Source organism: Mycobacterium asiaticum (assembly GCF_001673365.1).
Classification (GTDB): domain Bacteria; phylum Actinomycetota; class Actinomycetes; order Mycobacteriales; family Mycobacteriaceae; genus Mycobacterium; species Mycobacterium asiaticum_A.
The window spans coordinates 1-24,826 of sequence record NZ_LZLS01000214.1 but is presented as its reverse complement, the minus strand read 5'-3'; the positions used below and the strand labels follow the sequence as shown (position 1 = coordinate 24,826).

At 65.7% G+C, this 24,826-nt stretch carries 23 protein-coding genes and 1 pseudogene; 9 read left to right on the top strand and 15 right to left on the bottom strand.

Features of this window, described 5'->3' with window-relative positions:
- Window position 1: 1 nt before the first annotated feature.
- From A5634_RS25190 to aspS, 4 genes are all read right to left on the bottom strand, one after another.
- Window positions 2-1,054, bottom strand: coding sequence for an FUSC family protein (locus A5634_RS25190; RefSeq protein ID WP_065146752.1), 1,053 nt, complete (start codon window positions 1,052-1,054; stop codon window positions 2-4).
- 38 nt (window positions 1,055-1,092) lie between these two features.
- Window positions 1,093-2,130: an FUSC family protein gene (locus A5634_RS25185; protein ID WP_065146751.1), complete on the bottom strand. Its 1,038-nt coding sequence runs from the start codon at window positions 2,128-2,130 to the stop codon at window positions 1,093-1,095.
- A 69-nt stretch (window positions 2,131-2,199) separates the two neighbouring features.
- Window positions 2,200-2,631 carry a nitroreductase family deazaflavin-dependent oxidoreductase gene (locus tag A5634_RS25180; protein WP_065146750.1) on the bottom strand — a complete coding sequence of 144 codons (432 nt, stop codon included), beginning with the start codon at window positions 2,629-2,631 and terminating at the stop codon, window positions 2,200-2,202.
- 53 nt (window positions 2,632-2,684) lie between these two features.
- Window positions 2,685-4,460 (bottom strand): aspartate--tRNA ligase, encoded by a 1,776-nt coding sequence (aspS, locus tag A5634_RS25175; RefSeq protein WP_065146749.1) that lies wholly within the window; start codon window positions 4,458-4,460, stop codon window positions 2,685-2,687.
- 44 nt (window positions 4,461-4,504) lie between these two features.
- On the opposite strand from aspS, the gene A5634_RS25170 reads away from it, so the two are divergent.
- The 3 genes from A5634_RS25170 to ypfJ are packed head-to-tail and all read left to right on the top strand — an operon-like array spanning window position 4,505 to window position 6,857.
- A complete protein-coding gene (locus tag A5634_RS25170; RefSeq protein WP_081290655.1) occupies window positions 4,505-5,395 on the top strand; it encodes an oxidoreductase in 891 nt (296 codons plus the stop codon).
- Between the two features lie 44 nt (window positions 5,396-5,439).
- Entirely contained in the window at window positions 5,440-5,943 is a 504-nt protein-coding gene (locus tag A5634_RS25165) for an SRPBCC family protein (RefSeq protein WP_065146748.1), read from the top strand.
- Window positions 5,944-5,975: 32 nt separating this feature from the next.
- Complete coding sequence (gene ypfJ, locus A5634_RS25160) at window positions 5,976-6,857, top strand: KPN_02809 family neutral zinc metallopeptidase (RefSeq protein WP_065146747.1); 882 nt, start codon at window positions 5,976-5,978, stop codon at window positions 6,855-6,857.
- A 3-nt stretch (window positions 6,858-6,860) separates the two neighbouring features.
- On the opposite strand, the gene A5634_RS25155 is transcribed toward ypfJ, so the two are convergent.
- Together A5634_RS25155 and A5634_RS25150 are read right to left on the bottom strand one after the other, a co-directional pair.
- Window positions 6,861-7,742, bottom strand: coding sequence for a dihydrodipicolinate synthase family protein (locus tag A5634_RS25155; RefSeq protein WP_253861900.1), 882 nt, complete (start codon window positions 7,740-7,742; stop codon window positions 6,861-6,863).
- Between the two features lie 31 nt (window positions 7,743-7,773).
- Window positions 7,774-8,559: an aldolase gene (locus A5634_RS25150; protein ID WP_065146745.1), complete on the bottom strand. Its 786-nt coding sequence runs from the start codon at window positions 8,557-8,559 to the stop codon at window positions 7,774-7,776.
- Window positions 8,560-8,636: 77 nt separating this feature from the next.
- Between A5634_RS25150 and A5634_RS25145 the strand changes: the two genes are divergently transcribed.
- Window positions 8,637-9,143 (top strand): helix-turn-helix domain-containing protein, encoded by a 507-nt coding sequence (locus tag A5634_RS25145; protein WP_065146744.1) that lies wholly within the window; start codon window positions 8,637-8,639, stop codon window positions 9,141-9,143.
- Window positions 9,144-9,150: 7 nt separating this feature from the next.
- On the opposite strand, the gene A5634_RS25140 is transcribed toward A5634_RS25145, so the two are convergent.
- The gene (locus A5634_RS25140; protein ID WP_065146743.1) at window positions 9,151-9,594 is read right to left on the bottom strand and encodes a hypothetical protein; all 444 of its coding nucleotides are present in this window, start codon (window positions 9,592-9,594) and stop codon (window positions 9,151-9,153) included.
- A 186-nt stretch (window positions 9,595-9,780) separates the two neighbouring features.
- Between A5634_RS25140 and A5634_RS25135 the strand changes: the two genes are divergently transcribed.
- Window positions 9,781-11,349 (top strand): purple acid phosphatase family protein, encoded by a 1,569-nt coding sequence (locus tag A5634_RS25135; protein WP_065146742.1) that lies wholly within the window; start codon window positions 9,781-9,783, stop codon window positions 11,347-11,349.
- Here the strand turns inward: A5634_RS25135 and A5634_RS25130 are convergent.
- Genes A5634_RS25130 through trhA form a run of 4 tightly spaced genes read right to left on the bottom strand, consistent with a single transcriptional unit; the run spans window position 11,346 to window position 15,244 of the window.
- The gene (locus tag A5634_RS25130) at window positions 11,346-12,371 is read right to left on the bottom strand and encodes an Rv2578c family radical SAM protein (protein ID WP_065146741.1); all 1,026 of its coding nucleotides are present in this window, start codon (window positions 12,369-12,371) and stop codon (window positions 11,346-11,348) included. The genes A5634_RS25135 and A5634_RS25130 overlap by 4 nt on opposite strands.
- A 40-nt stretch (window positions 12,372-12,411) precedes the next feature.
- Complete coding sequence (gene eno / locus A5634_RS25125; protein ID WP_065146740.1) at window positions 12,412-13,695, bottom strand: phosphopyruvate hydratase; 1,284 nt, start codon at window positions 13,693-13,695, stop codon at window positions 12,412-12,414.
- The gene (locus A5634_RS25120) at window positions 13,692-14,543 is read right to left on the bottom strand and encodes an FTR1 family iron permease (protein WP_065146739.1); all 852 of its coding nucleotides are present in this window, start codon (window positions 14,541-14,543) and stop codon (window positions 13,692-13,694) included. Before A5634_RS25120 ends, eno begins: the two co-directional genes overlap by 4 nt.
- Before the next feature lie 23 nt (window positions 14,544-14,566).
- Window positions 14,567-15,244 carry a PAQR family membrane homeostasis protein TrhA gene (gene trhA, locus A5634_RS25115; RefSeq protein WP_065146738.1) on the bottom strand — a complete coding sequence of 226 codons (678 nt, stop codon included), beginning with the start codon at window positions 15,242-15,244 and terminating at the stop codon, window positions 14,567-14,569.
- A 105-nt stretch (window positions 15,245-15,349) separates the two neighbouring features.
- Between trhA and A5634_RS25110 the strand changes: the two genes are divergently transcribed.
- On the top strand, window positions 15,350-16,729 hold the full coding sequence (locus A5634_RS25110) for a sensor histidine kinase (RefSeq protein ID WP_065146737.1): 1,380 nt from the start codon (window positions 15,350-15,352) through the stop codon (window positions 16,727-16,729).
- On the opposite strand, the gene A5634_RS25105 is transcribed toward A5634_RS25110, so the two are convergent.
- The 4 genes from A5634_RS25105 to A5634_RS25090 all read right to left on the bottom strand — a co-directional run bounded on the left by A5634_RS25105 (window position 16,711) and on the right by A5634_RS25090 (window position 20,831).
- Window positions 16,711-17,379 (bottom strand): response regulator transcription factor, encoded by a 669-nt coding sequence (locus tag A5634_RS25105; protein WP_065146736.1) that lies wholly within the window; start codon window positions 17,377-17,379, stop codon window positions 16,711-16,713. The two genes, A5634_RS25110 and A5634_RS25105, sit on opposite strands and share 19 nt — an antisense overlap.
- A 182-nt stretch (window positions 17,380-17,561) precedes the next feature.
- Window positions 17,562-18,779, bottom strand: coding sequence for a PE-PPE domain-containing protein (locus A5634_RS25100; RefSeq protein WP_065146735.1), 1,218 nt, complete (start codon window positions 18,777-18,779; stop codon window positions 17,562-17,564).
- Between the two features lie 118 nt (window positions 18,780-18,897).
- Window positions 18,898-20,160 carry a histidine--tRNA ligase gene (hisS, locus tag A5634_RS25095; RefSeq protein WP_065146734.1) on the bottom strand — a complete coding sequence of 421 codons (1,263 nt, stop codon included), beginning with the start codon at window positions 20,158-20,160 and terminating at the stop codon, window positions 18,898-18,900.
- Window positions 20,157-20,831 (bottom strand): MBL fold metallo-hydrolase, encoded by a 675-nt coding sequence (locus tag A5634_RS25090; protein WP_065146733.1) that lies wholly within the window; start codon window positions 20,829-20,831, stop codon window positions 20,157-20,159. Before A5634_RS25090 ends, hisS begins: the two co-directional genes overlap by 4 nt.
- 43 nt (window positions 20,832-20,874) lie before the next feature.
- Between A5634_RS25090 and A5634_RS25085 the strand changes: the two genes are divergently transcribed.
- From A5634_RS25085 to A5634_RS25075, 3 genes and pseudogenes are all read left to right on the top strand, one after another.
- The gene (locus A5634_RS25085; RefSeq protein WP_065146822.1) at window positions 20,875-21,774 is read left to right on the top strand and encodes a peptidylprolyl isomerase; all 900 of its coding nucleotides are present in this window, start codon (window positions 20,875-20,877) and stop codon (window positions 21,772-21,774) included.
- 445 nt (window positions 21,775-22,219) lie between these two features.
- A pseudogene (locus A5634_RS25080) lies at window positions 22,220-23,266 on the top strand (serine/threonine-protein kinase); the annotation flags it as partial.
- Between the two features lie 390 nt (window positions 23,267-23,656).
- Window positions 23,657-24,826: PE family protein (locus A5634_RS25075; RefSeq protein ID WP_155769725.1), on the top strand; the 1,170-nt coding region annotated here is incomplete at its 3' end.

Genomic DNA, 24,826 nt, shown 5'->3' with positions numbered 1-24,826 from the left:
TTCAGTGCCGGGGGCAGTCGATCACGGCCTGCAGGTCGTCGATGCAACTGCGCACGATGTCGGCCAGCAGCGCATCGCGTCGGGTGCGGGCGCCCGATTCCAGGTCGGCCGCATGTTCGCGGGCCGCCGCGGTGTGCCCGCAGGCCTCCTCGGTGCTGAGGTCCGCGGCGGAGGTGGCCTGAACCAAGTCGGCTACCGCGGCACGCAACGGCTCTACCTGCCCCTCGTCAACGGGCGGGATGATGCTTCGTGCGAGTTGCAGCACGGCGCTGGCCAACAGACCTAATCGGGCCGCTTGCTGGTCCACCGAGTCGATCCTCGGACGCATCGTCAGGCGCAGCGGGGCTCGGCGAACGATCAGCCGAGCCGTGCTGCGGGCCTCGGTGAGTGCGCCCAATTGGTTGTGTAACCGGTCGACGCAGGCCAGCGGCCATTCCGGAGCGGCACGCTGCGGATCGCTCAAAACCTGTTCGATCTCCTCGAGCGTGTCATGCAGAGCCCGCAGCACTCCCGCGCGCGCGGTGAGCAGCACCTTCACCGGGTTTGCCGGAAATAACAGGATGCTGAACGCGAATGCCAGCCCTCCCCCGACCAAGGCGTCGAAGAGGCGTTCACCGACCATCCCTGCGCTGTGCGCGAAAGCCAGTACCAGAGTCGCCGATACGGCGGTCTGGTTGACGAACATCAAGCCCTGGGCGATGAAGCCGGTTCCAATCAGCACCGCGACACCCAAAGCCACGAAGACTGCCACCCCGAACGCCACCCCGCCGGTGCCCAGCAGCTCCTGGACGCCCGCACCGAGCACGATCCCCAGGGTGACCCCGACGATCATCTGCCCGGCCCGACGCGCGCGCAGCACGTTGGACGCCGACATGCACACCACGGCGGCGATCGGCGCAAAGAACGGTTGGGGGTGGTGCAAGACGTCGTGGGTGAGATACCACGCCGTGCCTGCGGCGACCGAGGTCTGCACAATGGGCCACAGCGCGGCCCGCAACCGATGGGTGGCCGCGTGGCCGCCATCGGCCAGTCGATTCCGCAGCAAAGTGCTCATCCACCCATCTAAGCCGCCTTCTAAGACGCCGAGCGGCGTCACTGCGCGAGGTGGATGACCTGTTGCAAGTCTTCGAGGCACGTCTGTACCCCTTCGACCAGCGCCCAATCTCGGCCGGTGCGGGCGGCGGTTGCCAGAGCGGATGCTTCACGGCGGGCGGCTGCCACATGTGCGGCCGCGGCGGCGGGATCCGCGTCGGCGAGCGCAACGCCGGCGACCAACTCGTCGGTGGCTGCGCGTACGGCCTGGGGACCGTCCGCGGCGGCGGTGGTGACGACCCGGGCCAGATGCAGCGACGATCCGGCGAGAACCGCCACATGCACGGTTTGCCGGTCCGCCGCTACCGCTCGGTCGCGTACGCCCCACCGCCGCGGCGCGGCCAACGTCTGCTTCGCCGATATCCGGGCCTGCATGAGCAGCGCCAACTGCTGGTTCACCCGCTCGACGTCCGGCAACGGCCAGTCGGGTGCCGGGGCGCGGCCGCCGACCACTTCGGCGCAGTGCACGAGCACGTCGTGTACGGCGGCCAGTACGTTGCGCCGAGCGTTGCGCAGTACCTTCAGCGGGTCGCCTGGGAACAGCAGGGCGGCGAAGGCGATCGCCAGACCACCGCCGATCAGCGTGTCTTGCAGACGCTCGACGATGTCGCCGCTGCGGGACACCGTGATGACGAGGGTCGCAGAGACGGTGATTTGGTTAAAGAACATCAGACCCTGTGCGATGTAGCCCTGTCCGATCAACACCGCACCGGACAACGAGATGAGCACCGCGACCGCGATGGCGATCGCTCCGGTGCCCAGCACCGTCTGTACCGCCGCACCCAGCACGATCCCGAACGTGACGCCGATGATCATCTGAACGGCGCGTTGGGTTCGCAACACGTTGCTGGCCGACAGGCAGACCGCCGCGGCCACCGGCGCGAAGAACGGGTGATGGTGCCCGACCACGTCGTGAGCCAGGTACCAGGCGAGGCCGGAAGCGGTCGCCGTCTGCGCGATCGGAAACAGCACGCTGCGGAGCCGACGGAAAGCGGCGGTACCGTGCTCGGCGGTCCTGGAAACCAGCGAAGTAGCCATTTGGCTTACTTACCGCAGAGACCGCGCCCACGCGGAGACGCGCGCCGAAGTTCGGCCCCGAACGGCCCGCTAAATCCGCTGCAACTCGAACAGGGGAATGATTCGGCTGGTCTTGGCCTGGTATTCGGCAAAGCCGGGCGCTGCGGCGGTGACCTTCGGAAATATCTCGTCGCGTTCCGCCGGGGGCAATTCCCGCGCGGTGACGTCGAAGGCGTCGGTTCCGACTTCGATGTGCGCCGCCGGGTTGGCGCGCAGGTTGTGCACCCAGGCCGGATTGACGTCGGCGCCGGCGAAGGATCCGATGATGATGAGCTTGCCGTCGATGCGCAAGTAGGCCAGCGGCGACAGGCGGGGCTGGCCCGACTTGGCTCCGGTCGTGGTCAGCAGCAGAATGTCGGAGTTCTGGAACTGACCGCCGACCTTGCCCTCGTTCGCGCGGAACTCTTCGGCGATTTGCTGATTGAAAGACTTGATCGTCTCGGTGTCCGGCATTTGGGACATTGCGCCGCTCCTCGTTCTGCGTCATCGGGGCGACGGCTAAGCCGGCGCGGGGGTTATGCCCCGTCAACCGCCTTGGGTTTGGCGTCTATTCCCGACTCCTTGCGCTGCTGGGCGGTAATCGGCGCCGGCGCGTCGGTCAGCGGGTCCACGCCGCCGCCGGTCTTGGGGAACGCGATCACCTCCCGGATCGAGTCGACGCCGGACAGCAGCGCGTTGATCCGGTCCCAACCGAACGCGATCCCGCCGTGTGGCGGGGCGCCGAATGTGAAGGCTTCCAACAGGAATCCGAATTTCTCTTGGGCCTCGTCCGCGCCCAGCCCCATCACGGCGAACACCCGTTCCTGAATGTCGCGGCGGTGGATACGAATCGAGCCGCCGCCGATCTCGTTGCCGTTGCACACGATGTCGTAGGCGTCGGCCAACACCGCGCCGGGGTCGGATTCGAGGCTGTCCGCGTGCCCGGGCTTGGGCGAGGTGAACGCGTGGTGCACAGCGGTCCACGCCCCAGAGCCGACCGCGACGTCGCCGGAGGCGGTGGCGTCTTCGGCGGGCTCGAACAGCGGCGGGTCGACCACCCAGACGAACGCCCAAGCGTCCGGGTCGATCAGGCCGAGCCGATGGGCGACTTCAATGCGTGCCGCGCCGAGCAGCGCGCGGGAGGCTTTGACCGGGCCGGCCGAAAAGAAGATGCAGTCCCCCGGCTTGGCGCCGACGTGCGCGGCCAGCCCGTCGCGCTCGGTGTCGGACAGGTTCTTGGCGACCGGCCCGCCCAACGTGCCGTCCTCGCCGACCAAGACGTAGGCCAGCCCGCGGTGTCCGCGCTGTTTGGCCCATTCCTGCCAGCCGTCCAAGGTGCGGCGCGGCTGGGAGGCGCCGCCGGGCATCACCACCGCACCGACATAGGGCGCCTGGAACACCCGGAATGTGGTGTCGGAGAAGAACTCTGTGGACTCGACGAGCTCCAGGCCGAACCGCAGGTCGGGTTTGTCCGAACCGAAGCGGCGCATGGCGTCGGCGTAGGTCATCCGCGGGATCGGCGCGGGAATCTGGTACCCGATCAGCGCCCACAGCGCGGCCAGGATCTCCTCGCTGATCGCGATGACGTCCTCGACGTCGACGAAGCTCAGCTCCATGTCGAGTTGGGTGAATTCGGGCTGGCGGTCGGCGCGGAAGTCCTCGTCGCGATAGCAGCGCGCGATCTGGTAGTAGCGCTCCATCCCGGCCACCATCAGCAGCTGCTTGAACAGCTGCGGGCTCTGCGGCAGCGCGTAGAACGTTCCGGGACGCAGCCGGGCCGGCACCAGGAAGTCGCGCGCCCCCTCCGGTGTCGAACGAGTGATCGTCGGCGTCTCGATCTCGACGAAGTCGTGCCGCGCCAGCACTTCGCGGGCGGCGGCATTCACCTTGGAGCGCAACCGAATTGCCGCGGCCGGCTCGTCACGGCGCAGGTCGAGGTAGCGGTACTTCAGCCGCAGCTCCTCCCCCGCCGGCTCGTCGAGCTGGAACGGCAGCGGCGCGGATTCGCCGAGCACGGTCAGCGAGGTGGCGTTGACCTCGATGTCACCGGTGGGAATTTCGGGGTTCGCGTTGCCTTCCGGGCGGATTTCCACGACGCCGGTGACCGCGACGCAGAACTCCGAGCGCAACCGGTGCGCCTGGGCCAGCACCTGTGGGTCGCGGAATACCACCTGGCTGACCCCCGATGCGTCGCGCAGGTCGATGAAGATGACGCCGCCGTGGTCGCGGCGGCGCGCCACCCAGCCCGCGAGGGTCACCTGCTGCCCGGCATCGCCATCCCGTAGCGAACCTGCGGCGTGGCTGCGCAGCACAAATACTCCTTTACACCGGGCGGAATGACTGCTCAGTCTAAAGAATGCACACAACCAACACCGCCCTGGTGGGTCCTGGCGCGGTCGGTACGACGATTGCCGCGCTGTTGCACGCCGCCGGGCACCGGGTGCTGCTGTGCGGACACCGGCCGCGGGATGCCGTCGAACTGCGTCCCGACGACGGGGAACGAATTGTGGTGCCCGGTCCCGTACACACCGACCCGTCGGCGGTTGACGGCCCGGTGGATGTGCTGATCCTGGCAGTCAAATCAACCCAGAACGACGCGGCGGCAGGCTGGTTGGCGCGGCTGTGCGACGAGCGCACAGTGGTGTGCGTCCTGCAGAACGGAGTCGAGCAGGTCGAGCAGGTGCAACCACTGTGTCCGGATTCGACCGTCATTCCCGGCAGCGTCTGGTTCTCGGCGGAGACCCAGCCGCAGGGGTGGGTGCGACTGCGCGGGCAGGCGGCCCTGGTGCTGCCCAGCGGGTCCGCGGCCGAGATGTTGGCCGAGATGCTGCGCGCGGCCGGCTGCCGGGTGGACTGCGATCCGGACTTCGTCACCGTGAATTGGCGCAAGCTGCTGGTCAATGCCCTGGCCGGGTTGATGGTGCTGACCGGGCGACGATCCGGCATGTTCCGCCGCGACGACGTCGCCGAACTCTCCCGACGTTATGTCGCGGAGTGCCTGGCCGTGGCCCGCGCCGAGGGCGCCCAGCTCGATGCGGACGTCGTCGATGCGATGGTGGACTCTTTCCGGGCGGTTCCCGAGGACATGGGCACCTCGATCCTGGCCGACCGCGAGCAGCACCGGCGCTTGGAATGGGACCTGCGCAACGGCGTCATCATTCGCAAGGCCAGAGCGCATGGCCTGCCGACCCCGATCAGCGATGTGATCGTGCCGCTGCTGGCGGCCGCGAGCGAAGGCCCCGGTTAGGGCCCCAATTAGGGCCCCAATTAGGGCCCCAATTAGGGTTAGCCATGCACCCTTGCGAACGCATCGATCTGAGCTTCGTCGAGAACGCGCCGTACCGCTTCCGCAACAGCGTCGATTTGGCCATCACGCCCGAGCAGTTGTTCGAAGTACTCGGTGACGCCGAGTCCTGGCCACGGTGGGCGAAAGTGATCACCAAGGTGACCTGGACCAGCCCCGAGCCCCGCGCGGTGGGCACCACCCGCATCGTGGAGATGCGAGGCGGAATCGTCGGCGACGAAGAATTCATCGCCTGGGAACCGTTCACGCACATGGCTTTTCGGTTCAACGAGTGCTCGACGAAGGCTGTCGCGGCGTTTGCCGAAGACTATCGTGTCGAGGTTATCCCGGGCGGGTGCCGGCTGACCTGGACGATGGCCCAGAAACCGGCCCGCGGCGCCGGGCTTGGCATGGTGTTGTTCGGGCCGGTACTGAACATGGCGCTGCGGCGATTCCTGCGCAATCTGCGCACCTACACCGACACCCGATTCGCTTCTGCCCCGCAGGGATAGGCTGGGTTCGCCGTGAGAATGGGGAGCATGCGATGACCTTCAACGAGGGTATGCAGATCGACACCAGCAGCGCGTCGTCGTCCGGCGGTGGCGGGATGGGCCGGATCGCTATCGGTGGCGGCATCGGCGGGTTGCTGATCGTGGTGGTGGCAATGTTGCTCGGCGTCGACCCTGGTGGCGTGATCAGCCAGCAGCCGGTCGAGGCCAGCGACGACGTGGCACCCGGTTTCGACTTGAGCAGGTGCAAGACCGGTGCCGATGCCAACAAGTACGTGCAGTGTCGCGTGGTCGCCACCAGCAACTCACTGGACGCGGTTTGGAAGCAGTTGATGACCAACTACACGCGTCCGCGCCTGCGGCTGTTCAGCGGGCAGGTCAGCACGGGATGCGGGCCGGCCAGTAGCGATGTCGGGCCGTTCTACTGCCCGGCGGACAAGACGGCCTATTTCGACACCGATTTCTTCCAGGTGCTGGTAACTCAATTCGGTTCCAGCGGAGGGCCTTTCGCGGAGGAATACGTGGTGGCCCACGAATACGGCCACCATGTGCAGAATCTGCTCGGGGTGCTGCGCGGGGGCCAGTCGGGGGCCCAAGGAGCCACCGGAACCGGTGTGCGCACCGAGCTACAGGCCGACTGCTACGCCGGGGTGTGGGCGCATTACGCGTCGACGGTGAAGCAGGACAGCACCGGTGCGCCGTTCCTTCAGCCGTTGACCGACAAGGACATTCAGGATGCCCTGTCGGCGGCGGCTTCGGTCGGTGACGACCGCATCCAGCAGCAAGTGACCGGCCGGACCAACCCGGAATCCTGGACGCACGGATCGTCGACGCAACGCCAGAAGTGGTTCACCGTCGGATACTCGACCGGCGAGCCGAACAAGTGCGACACATTCAAGACCAACGATCTGGGGTAGGACTCACGCGCCGGTCAGCAGGCCCCGCAGTTCGGTTCGGCCGTGCTCGTCCAGGGCCAGCAGCGGCGCCCGCGGATCGCCGACCGGGAAGCCGAGTAGGTCGAGTCCAGCCTTCACGGTCGTAGGCAGTCCGCCCGCGACGATGAACTGCAACAGCGGCTTGAGGTCGTCGTAGAGAATTTGCGCTTTTTCGAGATCGTCGGCGCGCACCGCGTTGTACAGGTCGATGCACGGCTGTGGCCGCAAATTCGGTGCGGCCGTGCACCATCCGGAGGCGCCAACCTTCAACGCATCGAGCACCAACGGATTGCTGCCGTTGTAGTAGGGCAACTGGCCGTCACTGAGTTCGGCGATGCGCCGCATCCGGTTCAGGTCGCCGGTGGACTCCTTGACCATCGTGACGTTGTCGATGTTGTCGAACATGGTGACCAGCAGTTCGGGGCTCATGTCCACACCACTGGTGGCCGGGTTGTTGTAGGCCATGATCGGGATGCCGATGGATTCCCCAATGCTGCGATAGTGCTGGGCGATCTCGCGATCGGTCAGCTTCCAGTAGGACACGGGCAGGATCATGACCGCCTCAGCTCCGGCCTGCTCGGCGTATTGGGCTCGCCGGATTGTCTTGGCGGTGGTCAGATCCGATACGCCGACGACCACCGGTACCCGTCCGTCGACCGCGGCCATGGTGGTGTCGACGACGGTGTCGAATTCGGTCTCGTCCAGGTAGGCCAGTTCGCCGGTGCTGCCCAGCGGCGCGATCGCGTGCACCCCGGACCGGACCAGCCGATCGACGAGCGCGTGTAGGCGCTCGGTGTCGATCCCCGTCGTGTCAGCGGTGAATGGGGTGATCGGGTAGGCGATGATGCCGTGGATCTTTTGGGACACTGTTCCTCGAATTCTGTTGGCGGACAGGGGCTCAGCTGTTCAGAGCGTCGGGGTGACGTGCCAGGGCGCGCCGGGCGTAGTAGGCGAAGTTGGCTCGGCTGCGCGCGGGTGTCAGCGTCCAGTCGTGGGCCTCACGGGCCAACTCCTCGGGGAGTTCCTTGATGGTGCCGGCGGCCATGGCGGCCAGTTGCAGCTTGGCGGCGCGCTCGATCAGCACCGCCAGTGAGCACGCCTCCTCCACGCTGGCACCTGCCACCAACTGCCCGTGGTGCGCCAGCAGCGCGGCCTTCTTGTCGCCTAGGGCGGCGGTGATGATCTCGCCTTCCTCGTTGCCGACCGGCACACCGGGCCAGTGGGCCAGAAACGCGCAGTCGCCGTATAGCGGTGTGGTGTCCATGTGCGAGACGACCAGCGGCACCTCCAGCATGGACAGGGCGGCCACGTGGAAGGGGTGGGTATGCACGATGCACTGCACGTCGGGGCGCGCACGATAGACCCAGCTGTGAAAACGGTTGGCGGGGTTGGCCATTCCGGAACCCTCGAGGACGTTGAGGTCCTCGTCGACCAAGAGCAGGTTGTCCTCGGTGATCTCGTCGAAACCCAGACCCAGCTGTTGGGTGTAGTAGGTGCCGGGGGTCTCCGCGCGGGCGGTGATCTGCCCGGCCAGCCCGGAGTCGTGACCGGCGTCGAACAATGCGCGGCAAGTGAGCGCGATCTTCTGTCGGGTGGTCAACCGCGAATCGAGATCTTGGGCGTCCAAGCGTTCCTGCGCGCGGGCCATCAGATCGACTTTCGAATCGGCGAATGTGCTGGCCATCAGCGACTCCCCTCGGCTGCAGCGATGTGACACAATAGTAGCACTTTAGGAAACTTTGTGTCATGAGAGGCCTTCCGGTGACAGCACTGCTCCGCGCCGTCCGCAGACAACGCGGCCTCACGCTGGAACGACTGGCCGAGCAGACCGGCCTTACCAAGAGCTACCTATCTAAAATCGAGCGCGGTCACAGCACGCCGTCCATCGCGGTGGCCATCAAGGTTGCCCGCGCCCTCGACGTCGACGTCGGACGTCTGTTCTCCCAGGATGCAGCCGACGCCACGATCACCGTCGACCGCGCCGATCCCGGTGCAGACCGTTACCGCGCTCTAGCGGCCCGCATGCTCGGAAAGACCATGTCGCCGTTCGTCGTTCGACCCACTCAGGCCGTCTCCGACGACCCGCATCCCGTACACCCCGGGCAGGAGTTCGTCTTCGTGCACACCGGCACCGTCGAACTGGCCTACGGCGATCAGACGATCAGACTGGACACCGGCGACAGTGCCTACTTCGACGCGTCGGTGGGTCACAAACTCAGAGCACTCGGCGCGCAACCGGCTCAGGTTGTGATCGTCACCGGCACCTGAGGCTTGACTACCAGGGGCGCGTCGTACAGGTCACCGCGGTGGTGGCGTTGTTCGTTGCCACCACCTGTCCATCGACGGCAATCTCGCAACGCAGTTCGGCGATGACACCGGAGCTGCAATCCGGCCACTTGCACCCGCCGCTGGCGCTGACGTACGCCCACTGATTCGGGTTGGCCAGCGTGGCGGTGTACACCAGCGGTTCGCCGGGGCTGAACGGCGTCGAAACGGTGTTCAAGAATTGCGACGAATTGCCTTCGAAGGCCGCCTGGCTGGGTGGATCGCTGTTCATGTACCGCACGCTGCCGCTCAGGTTGCCGGTAGCGGTGATCGTGTAGGTCACCTGGTGTCCGGCCGGGTCAGCATGTGAGGTTGCGGGCGGGATCGCAGCAACCACAGCTGCGCCGAGAAAGCCCGCTGCGACCGCGCTTGCCAGTTTTGCCACGTTCGTCATATCGGAAACGCTACCGGATTCGTTACCTACCAAATCCGGACCGATCGTCCTTACCATTCATGCATTCGTGTTTTTCGGAGGCTGCGATGCGGCGACCCCGGGAGTGGCTAGCGGCGAATCCACCGGCGACCGGGCAGGCAGCGTTGCTGGAACCGCACGTTCACTTGGGTCCGGTATGAAGCACCCATGAGCGACGACCCGGAACAGGCCGATCCGCCACCGACCGTCAGTCGCCGCACGCTGTTGACGACCGGCGCGGTGGCCGGTGTGATCGGTGCGGGCGTCGGCGTGGGCGGGGCGGCCCTGTTGTGGTCGCAACCGCGCGGCGTCTGGTATCAGCCGGATCGCAGCGGAGCGCCGCCGGTGGGCGGGCTGCATCTGCAATTCGGCCGGGACGCCGGCACCGAGGCGGTAGTGTCCTGGCACACCACCGATCCGGTCCGCAATCCAAGGGTCATGCTGGGGACACCGACATCCGGTTTCGGCAGCACCGTGGCCGCCCAGACGCGCACCTACCGAGATGCCAAGTCCAACACCGAGGTTCGAGTCAATCATGCGCGGCTGACGGGTCTGACACCGGACACCGACTACGTCTACGCCGCGGTGCACGACGGCACCGAGCCCGCGCTGGGCACCCTGCGAACGGCACCGTCTGGTCGAAAGCCGTTCCGTTTCACAAGTTTCGGTGACCAATCGACCCCGACGCTGAGCAAACTGACCGACGGCAAGTACGTCAACGACCACATCGGGTCGCCCGCGGCCGGCGATACCACGGTGGCTATCGAGCGCCTGGCGCCGTTGTTCAACCTGGTCAACGGCGACCTGTGCTACGCCAACCTGGCCCAGGACCGGATCCGCACCTGGTCGGATTGGTTTGCCAACAACAGCCGTTCGGCACGCTACCGGCCCTGGATGCCGGCCGCGGGCAACCACGAGAACGAATTAGGTAACGGCCCAATCGGTTACGGCGCCTACCAGACCTACTTCTCGGTGCCCGATTCGGGTGCCAGTGCGCAACTGCGCGGATTGTGGTATTCGTTCACCGCCGGTTCGGTGCGGGTAATCAGCCTCAACAACGACGACGTGGCCTATCAGGACGGCGGCAACTCCTACATCCACGGCTATTCCGGTGGCGAGCAAAAACGTTGGCTTACCGGCGAACTCGACGCGGCGCGCCGCGATCCGGGGATCGACTGGGTGGTGGTTTGCATGCACCAAACCGCGATCTCGACAGCCAAGGCCAACGGAGCCGACCTGGGCATCCGCCAGGAATGGCTACCGTTGTTCGACCAGTACCAGGTCGATCTGGTGCTGTGCGGGCACGAACACCACTACGAGCGTTCGCATCCGCTGCGCGGCACGCTCGGCACCGATACCCGGACACCGATACCCGTCGATACTCGCAATGACGTCATCGACGTGACCCGCGGGACCGTGCACGTCGTCATCGGTGGTGGCGGCACGTCAAAACCCACCAACGGCTTGTTCTTCGGCGACCTGCGGTGCCAGGTGATCACTGGCGTCGGCGAACTCGATCCTGCGACGGGGCACAAAGCGCCGATCTACGTGATGGAGGACGCGCCGTGGTCGGCGTTTCGAGACCGCGAGAATCCTTACGGTTTCGCGGCTTTCGACGTCGATCCGGGTGCGCCGGGTGGCAACACGTCGATCAAGGCGACGTACTACGGGGTGAATGGCCCCTACGGCGCGGTGCGCGTGCTGGATCAATTCACGCTGACCAAACCGCGGCGCTAGAAAAGGGTCGGCTGCATTGGCGCCGACACCTCCGCGGCCACCGCGTTCGAGGAGAAGCGCTGGTCGCGGTTGAGCCCATACCTTGCGATCAGCGGCTGGGCTCGTTCGCGCAGCATGTCGCGGTAGCTGGGCGGCAGGTAGGCGCCGCGCCGGTACAACTGGCGGTATCGGCCGGTCAACTCGGGATGTGCGCGCGCCAGCCATGACATGAACCAGCCGCGCGTGGAGCCCCGCAGGTGCAGGCCGAACACGGTGACGCTGGTAGCGCCCGCGGCCGCGATTTGGCTCAGCAGCCCGTCGAGGTGTTCGGCGGAGTCGGTGAGGTGCGGCAGCACCGGCGCCACCATGACGTGGCAGTCGAGCCCGGCATCGCGGATGGCGGTAATCAGCGCCAATCGCGCTTGCGGTGTCGGCGTGCCCGGCTCGACATCGCGGTGCAGTTCCGGGTCCCCAACCGCCAGCGATACCGCTACCGACAACGGAACCTGTTGCGCCGCAGCCGCAATCAGTGTTAAGTCCCTGCGCAGCAGCGTGCCCTTGGTCAGGATCGACAGCGGCGTCCCCGATTCGGCCAGCGCGTTGATGATTCCCGGCATTAGCTCGTAGCGGCCCTCTGCCCGCTGATACGGATCGGTGTTGGTACCCAGCGCGATGGTCTGGCGTCGCCAGGACGGCCGTCGCAACTCCCGGCGCAGCACCTCGACCACATTGGTCTTGACTACAACCTGGGTGTCGAAGTCGGCGCCGGAGTCGAAGTCCAGGTATTCGTGGGTGGGGCGGGCGAAACAGTAGCGGCAGGCATGCGAGCAGCCCCGATACCCGTTGACGGTGTATTCGAACGGCAGGGCGGCCGCATTGGGCACCTTATTCAGCGCCGTCTTGCACAACACCTCGTGGAACGTCATGCCCTCGAACTGTGGCACGCGCACGCTCTTGACCAGACCCAGGCGCTGCAGGCCCGGCAGCGCACCTTCCTCCACCGGTGTCCCGTTGATTGCGACCGCCTGGCCTGCCCAGCGCATACCTGTAGTCGAACACTAGTTCGACTAGGACGTCAAGTCCCTAAAACCGCACCAGCGCAGCCACGTCCGCCAGGGCGCAGTCTGGGATGCGCTCGGCCGTGCGCAGCAGAAAGTTGAGCTTCTCGATGCGCTCTCCCGACCGCGGCGCGCCATTCTTCTGGAATGGCGCCCCGAGTCCCACTGCCAGATCCATCACCACGTCGTCGATAACACCACCCGAACGACCCGACGGGATTGCCAAAATCCCGTGCTGCGAGGCGTATTCGTAGCAATCCAGCGCTTCAGCAACACTGCCGACCTGGTTGGGTTTGAGTACCAAACCGTCCACGGCCGACGTCATTACGGCCCGTTCCAGGCGCGCGCGGTTGGTGACGATCAGATCGTCGCCGAGGATGAGCGAGCGGTCGACCGTTTGAACCGCTTTGGCGAACCCGTCCCAATCGTCTGCGTCAAGCAGGTCCTCGACGAACACCATTGGAAAGTCGTGGGCCAGCTCCCGCACGTAGTCGATCAGAGCGTCCGCGGTCACCCGCTCGCCGTTGAGCGCGTATGTCTGCGTGGTGCTGTCGTACACCGCACTCGATGCGCAGTCCAGTGCGAACGCCATGATGTCGGCACAGCCGGCCCGCTCGACGGCCTCGGAAAGCACTTCCAGGACGACTCGCGGGTCGCCGGACGGAGCAACATATCCGTAGGACGGTGCAATCAACGGCGGACGGCCGAGGCGTTCTTCGAGTACCTCGCCCAAGACGCCGAAAAGTCTCACCCCTTTCTCGACCGCTTGGGCGATGGAGTCCGCGCGGTAGGGCACCACGAGGAACTCGTTGATGGTCTGCAAGACGTTCTGGTAATGGCCGCCGTTGACCATGTTGAAGCTGGGTACTGGAACGGCGGCCGGCGGCGGCAACCCAAGCAGTGCACCGACGAAGGAGTATGTGGGCAGGCCCGCCGCCGCTGCGGCTGCACGCAGTAGCGCGACCGAGGTGGAATAGATCGCGTTTCCGCCAAGCCGGTGCTTGTCCGCCGTTCCGTCGAGTTCGATCATCACCCGGTCCAGGGACCGCGGGTCATCGAGCTCTGCGCCGATCAGGATTGGAGCAATTTCGTCGGTCACGGCGGCGACGGCGCGGTGCACGCTGAGCCCGTTGTATTCGCTGCGGTCGCCGTCGCGCAGCACGAACGCCTCGTGCACGCCGACCGTACTGCCGGTCGGTGCTGCCCCGCGACCGACATATCCTGTGTCAGTCCGGATTTCGACCTCCACCAACGGCCGAGCCTTGCAGTCCAACAGTTGGCGGCCGACCACCGATGCGATTTTTGTCATCCGCCGGCCATAGCTGGAGCCGTGGTGCGGCGCCGAGCGGGCAGAAACAGAACCGCGAGCACCGGTACGACATAGAGCAACCAGCCCAGCACCTCGATGAGCCGAGGATCGGCAGGTATACCGAAGAGCCCAGTGACGACCGCGCCCTGTATTGAGCTTTCGGGGATCCAAGACGACAGGTCAAAGAGCTGTTGCTGGGCAATCGTCAGCCAACCCGCTTCATACGCACTACGCAATGTGTTAAGCAGCAACCCGGCGGCAATCAGCACGAGGAACACCCCTGTCACGCGGAAGAACCGCTGGAGATCCAGCTTCATGCCGCCGAAGTACAGACCGACACCCATCGCTATCGACACCGCGATGCCGACCGCGCCACCGAGCACAGCAACCCAACGGTTGTCGTGCGCCGTATCTGCGGCCGCGAGCATGAACACCGACAACTCGAAGCCTTCTTTCAGCACGGCGAGGAAGGCCATGAGGACCAGGCCCGCCGAACCGCCTTGAATGATCGCCTGCCTGGCCTCGTCCTCCACCTCACCTTGAAGCCGACCGGCATTGCGGGTCATCCAGATGATCATGGAGGTCATAAACGCCACCGCTATCACACCGACGACCGTTGCCATCATCTCCTGCTGCGCCGCGGGCAGGCTCGTCGAAAGCAGATTGAGCCCGACACCGATACCGATGCTGATCGCCACAGCGACGCCGATCGCAGCAAACATCGGACGAACCGAGACGCCGCTGCGCTTTAAAAACGCCGCGGCGATGCTCACCAACAGCGTCACTTCCAGGCCCTCCCGCAGGCCTACCAGAAAAATCGCGACGAACGCGCCGTATACGCCTTGCATTTACCGAATTCCTTTCTGTGACTTCAGAAGACCGCGTACCAAATAGCGATGTATTGGCAAACCGCCGCGAGCGCGGTACACGCATGGAAGAACTCGTGATAGCCGAACGTCGCCGGCCACGGATCGGGCCGTCGCAGTCCGTACGCCACCCCGCCGATGCTGTACAGCAAGCCGCCGGCGATCAGTAACGCTGTCGCAACGGGCCCGACGTTGTGCAGGATCAAGCCCATGTACCAGACGGCCACCCAGCCCAACAGCAGATAGAGCGTCACACCCACCCAGCGTGGCGCCGACGGCCAGAACAGCGTGAGCATGATCCCGGCCAGGGCGCCGCCCCACACGATGGCCAGCACCACTTGTCCGGTCGCGTGTGGCATGGCCAGCCGCGCGAACGGTGTATAGGTGCCCGCGATGAACACGAAGATCATCGAGTGATCGAGCCGCCGCATCCACAGCCTGGCAGCCGGTGACGCCCAGTGGACACGGTGATAGATCGCACTGACAGCAAACATCGCGACGATGGCAAGGGCGTATGCGAGCGTCGCGTGCCCGGCCCGCTTGGATGCCATCGCCCACGACATCACCACCAGTGCCGCGCCCCCGAAAGTCGCGGCAATCGCGCAGTAGAGGTGGATCCAACCGCGCAACCGCGGCCTGCTCAGCGCGCTGGCAACATCCTCGACGATAGGTCTCGTGGTCATAGCAGCGCAGCGTATGGACGGCGCGCTGAGAAGCCGCTGAGAAGCCGCTTGACCTCGATGCTTGGCAGTGTTCTCAGCCGACTCTCAGGCCTGCAGAATCAGACTGTGCGTGTGGTTGGAATCCTTCGGCCCTCCGAGTTGGGCATCTCCGCGCGCTCGGCCGCCCTGTCGGCACTGGTCGTCCTGGTGGCGCTCGGCGTTGCGGGCACCGCGTTGGACGTGATTCTGTACCGCACGTTGCTGGCCAGTGTTGACGATGCGACCGCCGCCAGAGTGCGCAACATTGGCGACGCCTTGCAGACCCGATTACCCGACAACCTTGACCGCGCGCTATTGGCCACTGACCAACGCGTGGTCGCTGTCCAATTGATCGATCCCGAGGGCAAGGTAGTCAGGCGGTCGGGGCCGGCGCCGGAAACGCCGTTGCTGCCCATCGCCGATTTCGACCACAACCTGCGCCGCGGCATACCCGACGATGCGGTGGCCAATGACGACATGCGTTTATCCGGCCAGCGGGTCAGCACCCCGGCCGGTGATTACACGGTGCTCGTCGGCGGGGGCAGCGAGGCGGTGGAGGCGACGGCACGGACTGTCGCGCTGCTATTGGCTTGTGGCGCACCAATTATCGTGGCGGTGGCTGCGGCGGCCAGTTACCGGCTCGTCCGGCGCTCGTTGCAATCGGTTGACGCAATCCGTACCAGAGTTGCCGAAATCTCCATGTCGGACCTGTCCGAACGGGTGCCAGTACCTCCCAGCCGCGACGAGATAGCGGCCTTGGCGCACACCATGAATGAGATGCTGTCGCGCATCGAGGCCGGGCACCGAACGCAGAAGCGATTCGTCGCCGATGCGTCGCACGAACTGCGCAGCCCGTTGTCAACGATTATCTCCGGGTTAGAGGTCGCTGAGGCCCACCCCGAACTGCTCGATGCAGAGTTGGCGATCAACACCCTGCTCCCCGAAGCGCAACGCATGCAGGCACTGATCGAGGATCTGTTGCTGCTGGCCCGCGCCGACGAGCAGAGTCTGGCGCTGCGTACCCACGAAATGTCTCTGGATGAATCCGCCGAAGTCGAAGCGGCGCGGGTGCGCCGCGAAGGAGCGCACACGATTCAGACCGACATCCGTCCGGTGCGGGTACTCGCTGATCCCGTGGCAATCTCCCGGGTGATCCGCAACCTTGTGGATAATGCTGTCCGCCATGCGAATTCGTGCGTTGTGATCGGAGTCCACAGCCAAAGTGGAACAGCCATACTCACCGTCGGCGACGACGGTCCCGGCATCTCTCCCGCCGACCGGACCCGGGTGTTCGAGCGCTTCGTACGCCTGGACTCGGACCGCTCGCGCAGCGGCGGTGGCGCGGGGCTTGGCTTGGCGATCGTCGCCGAGGTCGTCACCGCACACGGCGGCACGGTCAGCATCGATGACCGACCCGGCGGCGGAACCCAGGTGCGTGTGGTTTTGCCTCAGCACATCAACCGGTAACCGACACCACGCACCGTCTCAATGGTATTGGTGCCGAACGGGACATCGATCTTGCGACGGAGATATCCGACATAGACCTCGACCACATTGTCAGGACCGTGGTAGTGCGCGTCCCAGACGTTTTGCAGTATCTCGGTTTTGGTCACCACCACGTTCTTGCTCCGCATCAGAAACTCCAGCAGTCCGTATTCCCGAGGCGTCAAAGTGATTGGAGTGGAATCACGTTGGACGGTGTGCCGAGCGGGGTCCAGTGACAGTGATCCGGCGGTGAGGACCGTAGGCCGCTCCGGTGCGCCGCGTCGCACCAACGCGCGCAGTCGCGCCACCAACACTCGAAATGAGAATGGCTTCGTCAGATAGTCATCCGCGCCAAGGTCGAATGCGTCGGTCTGGTCGTACTCGCCGTCCTTCGCGGTCAGCATCAGCACGGGTGTCCATATATTCTGGGCACGCATCCGGCGCAGCACCTCGTATCCACTGTGACCGGGCAGCATGATGTCGAGAACCACTACGTCGAAGCTGTTTTCGACTGCCTCGTGCAGGCCGTCGATTCCGGTGCCCACAGCCACGACGACGCAGCCTTCGGCCGTCAAGCCCCGGGACAACGTCGCCGACAACCGTGGCTCGTCCTCGACGAGCAAAACCCTCATGACCAAACGCTAGCCCTGACGAAGTCTCCTCTGTCGCGACGGCCGTCCCCTTTCCGGTGGCGAACGCGCACAGATGTACGGCGACACGCCGCTCAGGCTGGCATTCTCTGCACGCTCGCGCCGTGGGTGGGCCGTGCACGCGCGGCACGTAGGCGCGCGGCGGCAGGCGGATAAGCCAGCACTCAGGACAGCGTCGGCCAGCCGACCAGCGCTCCGCCGGAGAAATATGGACCGGCGTCGGGCGTCAGCGACGAATACCCGGCGTTGACAATCGGCTGCAACAGCGAGTTCAGACCGGTGACGATCGGTTGCGGGACGCCGAGCTGCACGAGTGGGAGCAACATGGGCAAAGTTGACGCCGGGATCATGTAGGTGGTGACCGTCCCGCCCAGCGAGTTGGTCACGCTGGACAGCTGCACCGCGTTCGACATCGAGGCCACTGACGGCGCGTTGTGCTGGTACATCGTCCCGAACAGCGAGTTCACCACCGCGGGAAGATTCCACGGCCGGTCTGGCGGGTTACCGAAGAAGTCATACTGGCCGAACACCACATTGACGTCGTACTGGCTGACCGCCAGCGGCTGCACCGTGTAGCCGACGAACGGCACGGTAGCCCCGGTCGGCAAGTAGGTAGCGGCCAGGCCCAGCTCGGGGCTGGAGAACAGAGCGAACTGCAGGGTGCCGGGCGGCGGCGCGCTCGGAATGGTCGCCAAATAGGCCAGCTCGCGGTTGGCCACGATGGTTCCCAGCGACAGCGCAGCGACGTGCACCGGTGCGTTTCCGCCGGTGACCGCCGTCGTGATCATTTCGTTGAGGGTGATCCGTCCCGTTGCCACGGCCTGGTCGACGGTCGGCGCCCACAAGCTGCCGCTGACGATGCCCATGCTCGCCGGGTAGCTGACCACCTGAGCCAGGCTGCTGGGGAACCAGTTCTGCCCGATGACACCGTTGAGCAGGTCGTAGGCCTCCAGCACCGACACCGACAACGGTGCACTGATGCCTTGCAGTGCGATCTGGCCGGCGAAGGGTAGCTGGGTAAGCCAGCGCGGCGCGTAAAGCGGGCCCGCCCCCGGGACCATGATCCGGACGCTCGCCGCCGGCAACGGCTGCTGAGCGGCGTTGAACAGCTCGGCGCTCAGGTATGCCTCGGCGCTAGCCGACATGGTGCGCATCAAGCCCTCGCCGTACCGAGCCACCTGGGCGCTGGCCGCCTGGTAGGCGCGTCCGTGCGCGCTGAACAGCGCCGCGATGCCCGTCGACACCTCGTCGGCCCCGGCCGTCAGCAACGACGTCACGGAGTCGGCAGCCGTCCGGTTGGCAACTTCGACCGCCGCCCCGAGCGCACTCAAATCGTTTGCGGCACAGGCCAAGAAGTCAGGTGCTGTGACTACATATGACACCGAGGGGGCCTCCTTGCCCAGCGACCGGGCCCGAGCCGGTCGCTTACGACGCAAACCGTAGGTGAGGCTACTCGAACACCGCAAACTTGACGGTTGTTTCGCCGGATCGGTTCAACGCCTACCGGGTGAAACGCGAAAGAACCTCCGACACAACGGAATCCAATGGGACTGAGACCTGCTCCCCCGACGTGAGGTCCTTCACACCGATGGTCCCCGCGTCCAAATCGCGATCTCCGGCAACCAACGCCAGCCGTGCGCCGGAGCGGTCGGCCGCTCGCATCGCGCCCTTGAGCCCGCGGTCACCATAGGCCAGGTCGACGCGGAGACCCGCGGCCCGCAGCGCGCTGGCCAACACCGCGAGCCGCAGCTTGGCCGCCTCGCTCAGCGGCACACCAAACACGTCGCAGCGCGCCGCGGACCCCACGCTCTTGCCCTCGGCGCGCAACGCCAGCAGGGTCCGGTCCACCCCGAGCCCAAACCCGATGCCGGACAGGTCCTGTCCCCCAAGCTGACTCATCAGCCCGTCGTAACGGCCGCCGCCGCCAATACCCGACTGCGCACCCAGTCCTTCGTGCACGAACTCGAAGGTGGTCTTGGTGTAGTAATCCAGGCCGCGCACCATCCGCGGGTTGATCACATACGGCACCCCAAGGGCATCCAGATGTGAGAGCACGGTGTCGAAATGCTGCTTGGCCGCGTCGGAGAGATGATCGAGCAGCACCGGCGCATCAGCGGTCATGGCTTTGATCTCGGGACGCTTGTCGTCGAGCACCCGCAACGGGTTGAGCTCGGCGCGGCGGCGCGTCTCCTCGTCCAGCGGGAGGCCAAACAGGAAGTCCTGCAACAATTCCCGGTACTGCGGTCGGCAGCTGTCGTCGCCCAGTGAGGTGATCTCCAACCGGAAACCGTCCAGCCCCAACGAGCGGAATCCGGCGTCGGCAACGGCGATCACCTCGGCGTCCAATGCCGGGTCGTCCACACCGATCGCTTCGACACCCACCTGCTGCAGCTGGCGGTACCTGCCGGCCTGCGGACGCTCGTAGCGGAAGAACGGCCCGGAGTAGCACAGTTTGACTGGCAACGCACCGCGGTCCAGGCCGTGCTCGATCACCGCGCGCACCACGCCGGCGGTGCCCTCGGGCCGCAGCGTCACCGAACGGTCGCCGCGGTCGGCGAAGGTGTACATCTCCTTGGACACCACGTCGGTGGACTCGCCGACGCCACGCGCGAACAGGGCGGTGTCCTCGAAGATCGGCAACTCGATGTCGCCGTAACCAGCTCGGCGGGCAGCGGTGAGCAGCCCGTCACGCACCGCGACGAACTGCGCGGAGTCCGGCGGGATGTAGTCCGGAACGCCCTTCGGGGCGACAAACTCGCTCACGGGCTCAAGCCTTCGAGGAACGGGTTGAGCCGGCGTTCGGCGCCGATGGTGGTCGAGTTGCCATGCCCGGGTAGTACCACGGTCTTGTCGTCGAGCACCAATAATTTATCGACGATCGAGCGCAGCAGATCCCGGCCGCTGCCACCGAACAGGTCGGTGCGCCCGATCGACCTTTCGAACAGGGTGTCACCGCTAAGCACCACGTCAGCGTCGTTCTTGGCGGCCTGCAGGATCCGGAAACAGACCGAGCCGCGGGTGTGCCCGGGAGTGTGGTCGACGTTGACCGAGATGCCGCCGAGGTCGATCTTGTCGCCATCGGAGTCCAGCTCGACGACCTGCTTGGGCTCGCGGAAGAACGCCCCCGCGAACAACTGCGCCACCCGCGGCCCAAGGCCGTAGATCGGGTCTTTGAGCATGAACCGGTCTTCGGGATGGATGTAGGTGGGGCAGCCGAAGGTGTCGGAGACCTTCTGCGCCGACCACATGTGATCGATGTGTCCGTGGGTAATCAGCACCGCGGCCGGGGTCAGCCGGTTTTTGTCCAGGATGCTGCGCAGCTGGCCCATCGCGCGCTGGCCCGGGTCGACGATTACGGCGTCGGCTCCTGGACGTTCGGCCAGTACGTAGCAATTGCACTGCAGCAACCCGGCGGGAAATCCGGTGATCAACACGGTCCCAGTTTCCCATCCCCGCAGCCATGGAAAGATGGCGGCCGTGCCAACGAACCAACAGCGACGTGCGACGGCCAAGCGCAAACTCGAGCGACAGATCGAGCGACGTAATCAGCAAGCCAAGCGGCGCCGCATGGCGCGCAACGTCGGACTCGGTGTCGTCGCGGCGGCGGTAGTGGCGGCAGTGGTGTTCGCCGTCGTCGTCAGCAAGGACGACCACAACAACACGCCGTCGGCTGCGTCGAGCAGTTCCGCGCCCGCCTCGCCCTCGGCCACCGGCCTACCGCCGGTACAGCTAGGCGATGCCGCGCCGTTGCCGCCGTTCAAGGCGCCGGCCAACCTGGGCGCGAACTGCCAGTACCCCGCCTCGCCGGGCAAAGCCGGAAAGGACGTCAAGCCGCCGCGCACCGGCAAGATACCGGCCACATCCACGCCGGTGAGCGTGAGCATGGTAACCAGCCAGGGACATATAGGCCTGTTGCTGAACAACAGCCAAGCACCTTGCACGGTAAACAGTTTCGCCAGCTTGGCTGGGCAGGATTACTTCAAGGACACCAAGTGCCACCGGTTGGTGGCCTCTGCTGGGCTATCGGTCCTGCAATGTGGCGACCCCAAGGGAGACGGCACCGGCGGGCCGGGCTACCAGTTCGCCAACGAATACCCCACCGACCAGTACCCGGCCAATGACCCCAAGCTCAAGCAGCCCGTCATTTATCCACGGGGCACCATCGCTATGGCCAACTCGGGGCCCAACACCAACAGCAGCCAGTTCTTCCTCGTTTACCGCGACTCGGTGCTGCCGCCCGAGTACACCGTGTTTGGCAAGATTCAGGACGACGGGCTGGCGACGCTGGACAAGATCGCCGCGGCCGGCGTCGCCGGCGGTGGTGAGGAAGGACCCCCGGCCCTGGACGTGATCATCACATCGGTACGGGTGGACTAGCGCTGCCACGTTTGGGTGAACCTGGCTTTTGCGGCGCCGAGTCTGAAGCCGCCTGAATGAGTGTGAATTCAGGGCTTTGAGTGTGAATCCTGAACTTTGCGCGGGCAACCTGGGCGGAATTTCACCGATTTTCCCGCCGTGGGTTAACACCGAAAGCCGTCGCTTCACACTCAAACTCAACAATTCACACTGAAGCGCTGGACCAGCCGCAATGCCGTCGTGCGACCCAGCCCTCACCGGTACTAATAAACCCTCCGCGACACCGACGCCATTGTCAGACAGCTAGTCCCAAGGTCTAACCTCCGGCGCCTCGCTTCCGGCTCCTTTCCCCGGCAGCAATTTGACTGCGACGGCCTGGCTACCCTGGACAAGATCGCCGCGGCCGCCGCCGCCGGCGGCGGCGGTCAGGATGGTCCGTCGCTAACGCTCGACTAAGAGGAGACGCGTGGCCGAAAGCTCGTTCGGTCGTTACCAGCTGCAAGGCCTGTTGGGCAAAGGCGGCATGGGCCAGGTTTACCGCGCCTACGACACCCAGACCGATCGGGTCGTCGCCATCAAGTTGCTGCCCCCGCATCTGGCCGAGGACAAAGAGTTCGAGCACCGGTTCCGTCGGGAGGCCCGCACTGCGGCCAGCCTCAACGATCCGCACGTGGTGCCGATTCACAGCTTCGGCGAGATCGACGGACGCTTGTACGTCGACATGCGCCTGGTCGAGGGCCGCGATTTGGGGAAGTTCATCGTCGAGAACGGCGGTCGGCTTAGCGCGGCGCAAACGGTCGCCGTCATCGAACAGGTCGCGGCGGCGCTGGATAGTGCCCACCGGGTTGGCTTGGTGCACCGCGACGTCAAACCGTCGAACATCCTGGTCGCCAATACGCGCAACTTCGTCTATCTGATCGACTTCGGGCTGGCGCGCACCACCACCGACACTGCCCTGACCGGGACTGGTCTCACGATGGGCACACTGGCCTACCTTGCACCCGAACGCTTCAGGGGCACTACGGATGCCCGCGCGGATGTGTATGCGTTGGCCTGCACCCTCTATGAATGCCTGACCGGTAAACGGCCCTACCCCGGGGACAGCTTCGCAGAACAGATCTCCGGTCACCTGTACTCACCGCCGCCGCGTCCGACCGTCCTGGCAGCCGATGTGCCGCCAGCATTTGACGCGGTGGTCGCTAGAGGAATGGCCAAGGACCCCGAGGCCCGGTACCAGACCGTGGGGGAACTGGCCGATGCCGCCCGCGCGGCGTTGGGCGGGGCTGCCATGACGCTGCCGCCACCGCCGCCGGCCGAGGCACACACCGTGCTCGCGCCCTCGGACTCCGGTGGGCTCGCGACACCGCCCGCAGCGAGCAGGACCGGTAGCCGCACCACCTTGATCTTGACCGTCGCGGGCTCGGGACTGGTGCTGGTGCTGGGGGCTGCGCTGATCGCGCTGCTATCCAGCGGTGAGGACAGCGGCCCGAATACTCCCATGACGAGCACGAGCACGAGCACGACGGTGACAACCACCAGCAGCGCGCCCGAGACGACCGACACCAGTGACGTGACGGACACCCTGGACACCACCACTACCGAGACGTCAGTGCCGTAAAGAACGCGCTGGCCATTCATGTCGGTTTCCTAACATATCCGACCGAAAAGTCGGCTCCGCGTTGAAAACTCGACGTGGATATAGGAATTCGATCTGAAATACAGTTGAGCCGGCCCACCGAACACGCCATTTTCCGACGCTTGCACATTTTTTCTTGGACTTCCAAATGAACCCCGTAATGCGGGGCCGGTGAGATGCCCTCAATGTCAAACTCTTTGACGCAGAAGCTAATTCTTCAGTCGGGCTGATCATTGGCGTCGACGCAATGCGTCAGGTGGTGACTCTGTGTCTGCGGTTTACGTGGTGCCAGAAATCGTGGCAACGGCAGCCACTGAACTAGCGGAAATCGGATCGACGATCGGGGCGGCAAATGTGGCGGTCGCTGCCCGCACAACAGCGCTCCTGCCCGCAGCCGCCGACGAAGTGTCCGCGGCCATTGCGGAATTGTTCGGCACCAACGCGCTGGAATACCAGCAGATCAGCAGTCGGGTGGCGACATTTTATGAGCAGTTGGTGCTGACTCTGAACGCCGCCGGCGCGGCCTATGCGCAAAGCGAATTGGCCAATTTCGAACGGCTGGCACTCAATGCGGTAAACACACCCGTTCAGACATTGTTCGGTCGTCCGCTGATCGGAAATGGCGCCGACGGCGCCACAGCGGGTGCCGCCGGTCAAGCCGGCGGGCTGCTGTACGGCAGCGGCGGCAACGGCGCCGCCAGTACCACTCCTGGTGTGGCCGGCGGTGCCGGCGGTGCGGCGGGCCTGATCGGTAACGGCGGCAACGGCGGCGCTGGTGGTGCGGGCGCTGCTGGCGGTTCGGGTGGCCATGGCGGCTGGCTGTTCGGCAGCGGCGGTATTGGCGGCAACGGCGGCGCCGGAGGCGCCGGGGGAACCGGCGGTGCGGCCTGGCTGTGGGGCCACGGGGGTACCGGCGGCGCCGGTGGGTTCGGTGACGTCAACGCCGGTGTTCCGGGTGGGACCGGCGGGTCCGGCGGTCGCGCCGGATGGCTGGTGGGCAACGGCGGAGCGGGCGGCAACGGCGCCGCGGGTGGTGGCGACGGCGGGCACGGCGGACATGCCGGCTTGTTTGGCGACGGCGGCAACGGCGGCGCCGGCGGTGACATGGGTGGCGGCACCGGTGGGAGCGGCGGCTACGGCGGGTTGCTGTTGGGCTTCGGCGGTGACGGCGGCAGCGGCGGAACAGCTCACGCGGCGGGCGCGGTCGGCGGGCTTGGTGGCGACGGCGGCCGAGCGGGGTTGATAGGCATCGGCGGAGCCGGCGGGTCCGGAGGTGACGGCTTCACCGGGGCCGACGGGACTTCGGCCCTCACCCCTGGCGCTCCCGGTGTGTCTGGCGGCGATGGCACCGATGGCGGCAACGGCGGGGTCGGTGGCGATGGTGGGGCCGGCGGGGCCGGTGAGATGCCCTCAATGTCAAACTCTTTGACGCAGAAG